Raw genomic sequence first — 9,633 nt, forward strand, 5'->3', positions numbered from 1 at the left:
GGATGCAAAGTGTCTGCGGGTTTTTCGTCAAAAGCTAATTGTTTTGGAATTTGGTTTACAAACAGCGTATCAGTTATAAAATCCTGTGGCGCTACGCCCATCAAATCGACTAGTTTGTTGTTTTGTTCTTTGACGAAATTCTTAGCTAGGTTTAAAGCAATTTTAGCTTTTGAAACTTCGGCAGTAGCCAATGTCGAATCTACTCCGGCCAATAATCCGTTTTTGACGCGGGCCACGGCTGTTTTTTTGAAAACTTCGGCACGAGTTAGATTTTTTTGTTGTGAAATCAATAAACGTTGACTGGCCAATAAATTCAAATAAGCCGAAGAAATTTTGATTTCCTGTTGGAATTTCTCCTGCTCCAAATCTTTTTCTTTGGCTTGAACATCAATTTTAGCCAAATTGATTTTTTCCTGTACTTTTCCAAAGGTGAAAAAATCCCAATTCATATTGACCAAATACAAAGCACCAAAAGCTGAATTCCAATTTTGTTCTGGCAAAACTGGCCCCGAAGAAGCAGTTCCTAAACCATTAAAACCATACAAAGCACCATTTTGACCATTAATCGTTCCGTAATCCTGTTGTGCCGATAAGTTGAGGTTAGGCAAATAATCTCTGCGGGATTGTTCGAGAGTTTCGCGCGAAGCCTTACTGTAATTGGTTTTTGCCCTGATTGAACCGTAATTCTCAAGACCTATTTTCACCGCCTCTTTCAATGATAAGGTTTGTGAGAAAACAGTATTAGCGAGAATCAAGAAAAAGAGAAAAGTAATTTTTTTGAAATACATAAAACTCAAATTGTAAAATTATGCTTCAAAATTATTTCTCTTCAACCGATAAATACCTCCTTAAATGATGTACTGCAATCATAAATGACGAATTGAATTGGTCATTTATTGGCAATAATTATTGAAAAATTGTGGTTTATTTGTAAACTATTTAAGTATGAAATGAACGAAAAGTTTAATAATATAATGGAAAATAAATGGTGGCAGGAAATTGCTGTTGTTGGTTTTTCATTCACAATTTATACCCTAAAGAATGACTGGATGCTATTTAGCTCTTTCGTTTCCATTTTGATGGGTATTTTTATCTATTGCATTTTATATCTGCACGCTCAATTCAATCGGTTTTTTATTCTTCCGATATTATTTAGAGATAAAAAGCCAGTAGCTTATCTGCTTTTGACGCTTATTACAGTGTTTCTTTTTTCTATTGTTTTATACGAATTGACGTCTTTGGGTATGTTCAACAAATGTCATTTGTATCAAAACTCGCATCAAAGAAGTTATGCGTATCAATTGGCAAGTGTTTTGGGTACTTTGGTTTGTATTTTGAGTCCGATTATTGTTTTTAAATTTTATAGAATAAATAAAAAACAAACCGATGAGACTTTACTTTTCAATCAAATGCAATTGAATTCACTCAAAGGTCAATTGAACCCACATTTTTTGTTCAACACCTTTAATACACTTTACGGAATTAGTCTTGAGTTTCCAGAAAGAACTTCAGATTTGATTATGAAAGTGTCGCAATTGATGCGTTATCAGCTCGAAAGTAACAACAAACAATGTGTGACTCTAGAAGATGAATTGGAGTTTATAAACAGTTATATTCAGCTCGAAAAAGAACGTGTTGCTTATCGTTGTGATATTACGTATGACAGCAAAATTGATAACGAAAATGTGTATAAAATTTCACCGATGTTATTGATAGCTTTTATCGAAAATGCCTTTAAACACGGAACTTGTGCCATCGAAAAATGTTTTGTCCGAATCATAATCACCGTCGAAAACGGCTTGTTGCATTTGCACGTTGTAAATTCAATTCCGAAGAAAACAGACGTTGTTTCGACCAAAATTGGTTTAAAAAATACGGTCGAACGCCTGAATCTCATTTACGGAAAAAACTATAAACTCGACATTAAAGAAGATAAAAACACTTATATTGTAGATTTAAAACTCCAACTCAAAAAAGCAGTATAATGAAGGAACCCAAAAAATGCATTATTGTTGACGATGAGCCGGCAGCGCATTATGTTTTGGCGAATTATATAAAGCAAAATCCTCAATTAGAGCTTGTTTTTAAGTGCTATAATGGCATTGAAGCGATGGATTATCTTCGGGAAAACAAAGTGGATTTGATGTTTTTGGATATCAATATGCCTGAAATTTCAGGAATGGAATTATTAAAAATTCTTCCAAATCATCCCAAAACGATTTTAACCACTGCATATTCCGAATTTGCACTCGAAAGTTATGAATATGGTGTTATTGATTATCTGTTAAAACCGATATATTTTCCAAGGTTTTTGAAGGCTGTTGAGCGTTTTTTTTCTACAGAAAATAATATAAAAACTGAAACTGAAGAGGTTTTTGTTAATTCTATAAATGTAAAAGTGGATGGTTATTTTATAGAAATTGAATTGAACCAACTTTTGTATGCCCAAAGTTTTGGAAATTATGTAAAGTTGCACACCACCAAAAGAACCTATTTGGCCTCAATAACCACAGCTGAATTGGAAAAAGAATTGCCTGAAAATTTTATCCGAATCCACAAATCGTATATAGTAGCAATTGATAAAATTGACGATGCCGACAAAGATTTTGTATTGATTAAAAAGGAAAAACTCCCAATCGGAATTACTTATAAGCGTGAATTAACCGACAGGTTGAAAAATAAAAATTAGAAATAAGTGCTTACTAAACTCAATTATTTCAACAATGAAGCCTGCTAAGAGTTATTTTCTTGCAGGCTTCTTTATTGCAGTGTAATTCTATTTTTTTGAACTTTTAAAATAATTCTCCTAAGTGTTTGTAATTGGCTTTTACAGTTTCGAGCACTTCCTCCATTTTGCCACCCAACATCATTTTCCCAATTGATTCTGCATACCCAAGCATTTGATCAAATTCTATTTTTGGTGGCATTGCCAATGACTCAGGATTGGTCATGATGTTTAGCAAAACCGGACCTTCTGTTTCAAAAGCTTCTTTGATTGCAGAGCGGACCATTTCAGGATCTTGAACATTAATTCCACGAAAACCCATCGCTTGTGCAATCAGCGCAAAATCTGGATTTACCATATCTGTTTCATTGTCGATCAAACCAGAAACCATCATTTCCAATTTGACCATACCAAGTGCACGATTATTAAAAACTATTAATTTTATAGGCAATTGGTATTGGTGAATTGTGGCCAGATCTCCGAGCAACATCGAAAGTCCACCATCACCACATAGCGCAATAATCTGTTGTTCGGGATGGCTTAGGGCTGCACCAATAGCCATTGGCATTGCATTGGCCATTGAGCCGTGATTGAATGAACCTAAAAGTTGCCTGTTGCGTGAAGCTGTCAAATATCTAGCACCCCAAACGCAACACATTCCGGTATCAACAGTGAAAATGGCATCTTCGTTGGCAAGTTCATCTATTGTAGCAGCAACAAATTCAGGACTTATTTTGTTTTCACTTCCTTTATCGTCAACGTATGTTTGCAAATGATTTTTGACTTTGGTGTATAACTCCAATTGAGCATTCAGAAAGCTTTCGTCTGTTTTTTCATTTAATATTGGTAAAAGTGCAGCAACGGTATCTTTGATTTTTCCAGCCAAACCGAGTTCTAATTTTGCCCTTCTTCCAAGGATTTCGGGACGTTCGTCAATCTGGATAATTTTATTTTTATTTGGTATAAAATCATTGTACGGAAAATCAGTCCCCAATAGCAATACCACGTCTGATTCGTGCATAGCATGATAAGCTGACGGCAAACCTAAGAGACCGGTCATTCCTACTTCAAAAGGATTTTCATATTGAATGCCCATTTTTCCTCTAAAAGAATATCCAACAGGAGCTTTTAGCAATTTGGCCAACGCAACAACTTCCTCATGCGCTTCGGCTGCGCCAATTCCACAAAAAATAGAAATTTTAGGATATCGGTTCAAAATTGCTGCCAACTCATTCATATCGCTGTCCACAGGACGTGAAATTGTTTGTGTACGATAAATTGACATTGCAGTTGGGCTTTCTTCGGCAGGCAAAGCCGACACATCTCCTGGAAGTCCAAAAACAGCAACCCCTTTCTGGTGAATGGCGTGTTGAATGGCAGTTTGCAACATCCTCGGAACTTGTTTGGGCGTGGTTGCAATTTCATTATAACAACTGCAATCATCAAACAATTTAGTTGTATTGGTAGATTGAAAATAATTGATACCAAAATCAGGCGTATTTATAGTAGAGGCAATTGCAATCAGAGGAACGCCACTTCTGTTCGCATCATAAAGTCCGTTTATAAGATGTACATGTCCAGGCCCGCAACTTCCGGCACAGCAGGCGATTCCGTCAAGTTCGGCTTCTGCGGCTGCGGCATAAGCGCCAACTTCTTCATGGCGAACATGAACCCATTTTATGTTTTCGTTCCTACGAACGGCATCATTTAATTCGTTGACACTGTCACCGGTAACAGCATAAATTCTTTTTACACCAGCTTCGACAAGCATTTCTACAATTTGGTCTGCAACTTTTTTACTCATCACTTCTAATTTTAGCATTTATTATTAAAGGTATAAAATATTGGTTTAGAGTATTGTATATGTGGAAATCTTGAAACCGAATCAGCAAATAAATTAAAAATATAGATGTTATTAATTTTGTTGAAAATTGAAATTTGATAATCTTTTAGATTTATTCTATAACTCAAAATACCATTAAAAGTGGAATTTTATATTGAAATAAAATGAATGTGATGTTAATTTAAAAAAATGGGAAGTTATGGGAGATTATAAAGATTTACAGGACAATTCTGCTGTTGAAAAAATTAAAGATTTGGCAGAAAATATCAAAACGTGTATGTTTTGCACTTACAAAGATGGCAAACTTAATTCAAGACCAATGGCTGCGCAGAAAATTGATGATGAAGGCAATCTTTGGTTTCTGTCTGATAAAACCAGTGAGAAGAATTTAGAAATTATTGAAAACCCTAAAGTGGAGCTTTTTTTCTCAGCACCTCACGACGAATTTTTGACTTTACACGGGAATGCGACTATTACATATGACAGAGAAATTATCAAAGAATTGTACACACCAATCGTAAAAGTTTGGATGCCAGAAGGCGAAGATGATCCTAATTTAAGTGTTATAAAAGTTGTTCCGAGCGAAGGATATTATTGGAATAACAAAAATGGAAAAGTAGTTGCACTTGCCAAAATGACTGTCGCCTTTATAACTGGAAAAACTATGGACGATGGAATAGAAGGAAATTTGAAGCTATAAAATGAAAAAAGCAATGAGTGAGAACTTATTGCTTTTTTTATTTCCGAATTGTTTTTTATTTTATTCCTAAATCGGTATAGAACTGATTAATTTCTTTAGTGTCCCAGCCCATAGCGGTAATTATTGCTTTTGCCTTTCGAGCGTTTTCTATTGCTGCTTTTTTATCGTTTATTTTGTTGTAAAGTCTTGCTAACAACAACGTATTTTCAGCAGTATTATTTAATTCTACAGAACGTTTTGCCCAAGTGATAGCTGTTTTCAACGCTTCTTTATCGGTTATATGTTCGATGTAATTTTTCGAAATTGCATTGATTGTCGAGTAATCATTCCAAGCATACTTTTGAACCGATTCTAATGTGGTTTGCTGGTAACTTTTCCAGTTTTTGGTAGCCTCATACATCAGTAAATCATTCTTGAAAACCAACGAATCTATTTTGGTTAAATTAATGTTTTTGGCAAGAATTCTGTTTTTAGAATAATTGATAGAATCCAAACTATTCATATTTTGTGTCAAAGATTTATTGACAACACTCACGATTTTGGCTTCGACTCTTTTTGGAGAAGAAACTTTAGCAAAATCGTTTTGATTTTTGACAATTAAATCAAAACTTTTTGAATCCAAATCGTTAACTCCGAAAGCAATTATTTTCCAGTTAATAGCCGAAAACACTTGATCTTTGGATTGAGTAGCTAAATATTTGGCAACTACTTCATCACTTTTATACGAATCTATACTTTTTCGTAAACCGTTTAAATACAGTAAGCAGTTTTCAGAATTTCGTACATCTTCATTAAATCTCTTTTCTAAATATGGCAATTGTGTATTTGGATTCATTGCTTTTTTAGCTTCAACAAGAAAATCTTCAGTTGTAAATTCTCCTCCTGTACTGTAAAGATGCGTTTCGTTATTGTCTAAAAAAATATACGTTGGAAAAGATTTTATATGCAGTTTATTCATGAAATCTTTTCCTTCAGCTGTTTCAGAATCCATCATTAAATTGATAAAATTTGCGTTGAAAAAAGTAACTACAGTAGGATCTTTTAGGACAGTAGTTTTCATTTTGTTGCAATGCGAACACCAATTGGCGTGAACCATTATAAAAATAATTTTTTTGGAAGACTTGGATTGCTCCAGTGCCAGTTTGTAATCATTTTGTATAAAATTGATGGCTTTATTTTGGGCGAATATTGTTGCTGTTAATAGCAATAATAGCAGTAGAAATGTATGTTTTACAGAAGCTTTCATTTATAGATAATTTGGAAGAAATTCCATTAAATTAAAGTTGCAATTTACTATTTTTTGAATGTATAAATTAAAAAAGAGTGCCTTGGATCGATTGCGGTTCTGGATTCGAATGGAAAGGAAAGGTGTCAGTTACAAAAAACTGTTTTATGTTTTGATCAAATTTCCGAAGAACCACACCATCACATACAAAATGCAAATCTATTTTGGTAAATAATTGATTGACTTTGAGTAGATTTTCAGGATTTAATCTTCGGGCAATTGAAAGATGCGGATTGTCACTTTTTTTCATATTCTGAAGTTGAAGTGTTGAATTGAATCGTTTCATAATATGCTTCAAATCTTTTTTGGAAACAGTATCGGGAGCTATAAAAAACGCACCGTTAGGGAAGGAACCAAATTTGTTTAAGTGGACATCGACAGGAATCAATGAGTCGCATAATTTGATGATATGTTTTTTGATAGATTCAAGGTTGGTTTCGGTTGCTGTGAATTCGCAAATGGTAATATGTCCCACGGAGTTTTTACTGTTAAACCAACCCACTTCGGTTGCCAATTGTTCTTTCATGGATTTAACCAAAGCGAGGATTTCCACAGGCGGATGAATGACAAGAGAATATAGATTTTCCACAGTAGTTTTTTTATATAAAAGTACGCGTTGGGTGGAATTATTTTTTTACCACGTAGAGACATAGAATTTATAGTTTTAAAAAAGAGCTAGATAACCGTTTCACTTCTCACATAGATTGGCTATGTAGTGCTATTTCTATTCGTTCTTTAATGATTTGTTATTAAATCTATGTTTCTATGTGGTTAATTTTTTTCATTTTTAGAATTTCACCCAACGGGTTATAAAAGTAAATATTTTATTTATTTCAAATGAAAAAATACTTTTTGCGAAAATGACTTAGTAAAATTTAATGAAATCAAGGTTTTGATTTTTAAGTAAATAGTAGTGATTTGTGATTAAAGAAACATTATTTAACGCGTTGGGTGAAATTATTTTTAAACACATAGAAACATAGAATTTATAGTTTTTTTTAAAAGAGCTAGATAACCGTTTAACTTCTCACATAGCAGCCTATGTGACCCGAGACCGAAGGGCGAACTGACGAAGTAAAAATAGTGCTATTTCTATTCATTCTTTCAGATTAGTTATAAAATCTATGTCTCTATGTGGTTCATTTTTTTGTTCAAACAGAATTTCACCCAACGGGTTTTATTTATTCTTGTTGAAGTTTTCCCGAACACTTGTGTTTTTAAAACTTGTTTGGTCTAATTTTTATAATTTGTTTTCTATTAAATAAAAATTACTATATTTAAAAGTGTAAAAAACACACATATAATAGTCACTAATATGAAGATAAAGAACATATTCGCTCTAATAATAGGAGCTTCGTTAGTATCAATCAGTTCATTCGCGCAAACAAAAACTTTCGGTAAAGGGGATTTCAAACAATGGGCAGAAACTCCGCCAATGGGTTGGAATAGCTGGGATTGCTACGGTCCTACAGTTCAAGAGCATGAAGTAAAAGCCAATGCGGATTACATGGTTAAAAACCTTAAAAAATTCGGTTGGGAATATATAGTTGTAGATATCAGGTGGTTTGTAGAAAATGACAAAGCAGGTGGTTATAACCAAACAGATCCTCGCTACGTAATCGATCAATACGGAAGATATTTGCCAGCTTTAAATCGTTTTCCATCGGCAAAAGACGGACAAGGATTTAAACCTTTAGCAGATTATATCCATAAACAGGGATTGAAATTCGGAATCCATATCATGCGCGGAATTCCCAAAAAAGCAGTTGAAGACAAAATGCCAATTAAAGGCACAAACGGAATCACAGCTGATCAAATTTATACAACAGCTTTGCAATGCGAATGGCTGAAAGATAATTATACAATTGTTGCAGACAAACCTGGAGCTCAGGAATATTACAATTCCATATTCGAACTGTATGCACAATGGGGCGTAGATTTCGTTAAAATTGATGATTTATCAAGACCTTACCACGAAGGCGAAATCAATTTAATCCGTAATGCTATTGACAAATGCGGACGTAAAATTGTATTGAGTACATCACCTGGTGAAACGCCAATTACTGCTGCTGCTCATGTATCGTCACATGCCAATATGTGGAGAATGGTTGATGATGTTTGGGATACCTGGCCGCACATTACACACTTGATAGATGTTGCCCAAAAATGGTACCCATACATTGCACCGGGAACATGGCCAGACTGCGATATGATTCCGTTGGGGAGAATTTCAGTAAGGGGAGAACGTGGCGAAGACAGAATGACACGTTTGACAAAAGATGAGCAATACACGCTTATAACCTTTTTTAATATATTCAAATCACCGTTGTTTTTTGGTGGCGATTTACCAAGTAATGATGCGTTTACATTATCATTATTAACAAATAATGAAGTCGTAAAAATGCACAATGAAAGCACCGCTGTAAAACAGCTTTTCCAGAAAGAAGGAAAAATAGCCGTTACTTCAAAGAACGCAAAAGATGGAAGTATTTACTTAGCATTGTTTAATATTTCGGATGCAAGTTCTGAAAAAGTTGCTGTAAATCTTTCAGACATAAATCTATCAGGAACAGTAGAGTTAACAAATTTATGGACTGGTGAAAAATCGAGTGTTTCATCAGCGGAAATCGCAGCAGAATTGAAACCTCACTGTTCGATTTTATATAAGATAAAAAGCAAAAAATAATAAAAAAATCATTTTTAGTGTGGCATTATTAAATCAAGTTGAGTAAAATATCCGCACCTTAATTGCAATATGAAATAATATTTACCAAGGCTGTTTCTCATTCTAGAAACAGCCTTTGCTTTTTATAAAAGAATAATTGATAGTTTCATTTAGACATTTTCATTTCTATATTAAAAATTTCCTTTATTGCCTCAAAATAGTAGCTGTATAAATTCAAATCATCATCAAAAAAGAAAATTATATTTTAAATTTACCGAGATAATTTTCTTTTAAAATCCTACATTCATCTGATGAAAAAAATATTTCTATCCGTCCTGTTCTTTAGTTTCTGTTTTAGTAATGCACAGCAAAATCTTGTTCAGTATGTAAAACCAATTATTGGTACCGAAAAAAT

General features: G+C 33.8%; 8 protein-coding genes. 4 read left to right on the top strand and 4 right to left on the bottom strand.

What is annotated here, in order from left to right:
- Positions 1 to 788 (bottom strand): TolC family protein (locus VLC96_RS01055; protein ID WP_325260190.1); only part of this gene is annotated, 788 nt, incomplete at its 3' end.
- A gap of 162 nt (positions 789 to 950) precedes the next feature.
- Between VLC96_RS01055 and VLC96_RS01060 the strand changes: the two genes are divergently transcribed.
- Positions 951 to 1,985 (top strand): sensor histidine kinase, encoded by a 1,035-nt coding sequence (locus VLC96_RS01060; protein ID WP_325260191.1) that lies wholly within the window; start codon positions 951 to 953, stop codon positions 1,983 to 1,985.
- On the top strand, positions 1,985 to 2,689 hold the full coding sequence (locus tag VLC96_RS01065; protein ID WP_325260192.1) for a LytR/AlgR family response regulator transcription factor: 705 nt from the start codon (positions 1,985 to 1,987) through the stop codon (positions 2,687 to 2,689). The genes VLC96_RS01060 and VLC96_RS01065 overlap by 1 nt, the downstream gene beginning before the upstream one ends.
- Before the next feature lie 103 nt (positions 2,690 to 2,792).
- On the opposite strand, the gene VLC96_RS01070 is transcribed toward VLC96_RS01065, so the two are convergent.
- Positions 2,793 to 4,529, bottom strand: a complete 1,737-nt coding sequence (locus VLC96_RS01070; RefSeq protein ID WP_325260193.1) for a thiamine pyrophosphate-dependent enzyme — start codon at positions 4,527 to 4,529, stop codon at positions 2,793 to 2,795.
- Positions 4,530 to 4,767: 238 nt separating this feature from the next.
- Here VLC96_RS01070 and VLC96_RS01075 point away from each other — a divergent pair, with 238 nt between their 5' ends.
- Entirely contained in the window at positions 4,768 to 5,268 is a 501-nt protein-coding gene (locus tag VLC96_RS01075) for a pyridoxamine 5'-phosphate oxidase family protein (RefSeq protein WP_325260194.1), read from the top strand.
- 55 nt (positions 5,269 to 5,323) lie between these two features.
- Here VLC96_RS01075 and VLC96_RS01080 read toward each other — a convergent pair whose 3' ends face one another.
- Together VLC96_RS01080 and VLC96_RS01085 are read right to left on the bottom strand one after the other, a co-directional pair.
- Positions 5,324 to 6,514: a thioredoxin family protein gene (locus VLC96_RS01080; RefSeq protein WP_325260195.1), complete on the bottom strand. Its 1,191-nt coding sequence runs from the start codon at positions 6,512 to 6,514 to the stop codon at positions 5,324 to 5,326.
- 67 nt (positions 6,515 to 6,581) lie between these two features.
- Positions 6,582 to 7,142: a 2'-5' RNA ligase family protein gene (locus VLC96_RS01085; protein WP_325260196.1), complete on the bottom strand. Its 561-nt coding sequence runs from the start codon at positions 7,140 to 7,142 to the stop codon at positions 6,582 to 6,584.
- A gap of 726 nt (positions 7,143 to 7,868) precedes the next feature.
- On the opposite strand from VLC96_RS01085, the gene VLC96_RS01090 reads away from it, so the two are divergent.
- Positions 7,869 to 9,239 (top strand): glycoside hydrolase family 27 protein, encoded by a 1,371-nt coding sequence (locus tag VLC96_RS01090; RefSeq protein WP_325260197.1) that lies wholly within the window; start codon positions 7,869 to 7,871, stop codon positions 9,237 to 9,239.
- The last annotated feature ends 394 nt before the right edge of the window (positions 9,240 to 9,633 follow it).

The organism is Flavobacterium sp., assembly GCF_035456085.1.
Classification (GTDB): domain Bacteria; phylum Bacteroidota; class Bacteroidia; order Flavobacteriales; family Flavobacteriaceae; genus Flavobacterium.

Bases quoted from the DNA above. Each gene is read 5' to 3' on its own strand.
- VLC96_RS01060 (WP_325260191.1), top strand. From the start codon at position 951: ATGAACGAAAAGTTTAATAATATAATGGAAAATAAATGGTGGCAGGAA.
- VLC96_RS01065 (WP_325260192.1), top strand. From the start codon at position 1,985: ATGAAGGAACCCAAAAAATGCATTATTGTTGACGATGAGCCGGCAGCG.
- VLC96_RS01070 (WP_325260193.1), bottom strand. From the start codon at position 4,529: ATGAGTAAAAAAGTTGCAGACCAAATTGTAGAAATGCTTGTCGAAGCT.
- VLC96_RS01075 (WP_325260194.1), top strand. From the start codon at position 4,768: ATGGGAGATTATAAAGATTTACAGGACAATTCTGCTGTTGAAAAAATT.
- VLC96_RS01080 (WP_325260195.1), bottom strand. From the start codon at position 6,514: ATGAAAGCTTCTGTAAAACATACATTTCTACTGCTATTATTGCTATTA.
- VLC96_RS01090 (WP_325260197.1), top strand. From the start codon at position 7,869: ATGAAGATAAAGAACATATTCGCTCTAATAATAGGAGCTTCGTTAGTA.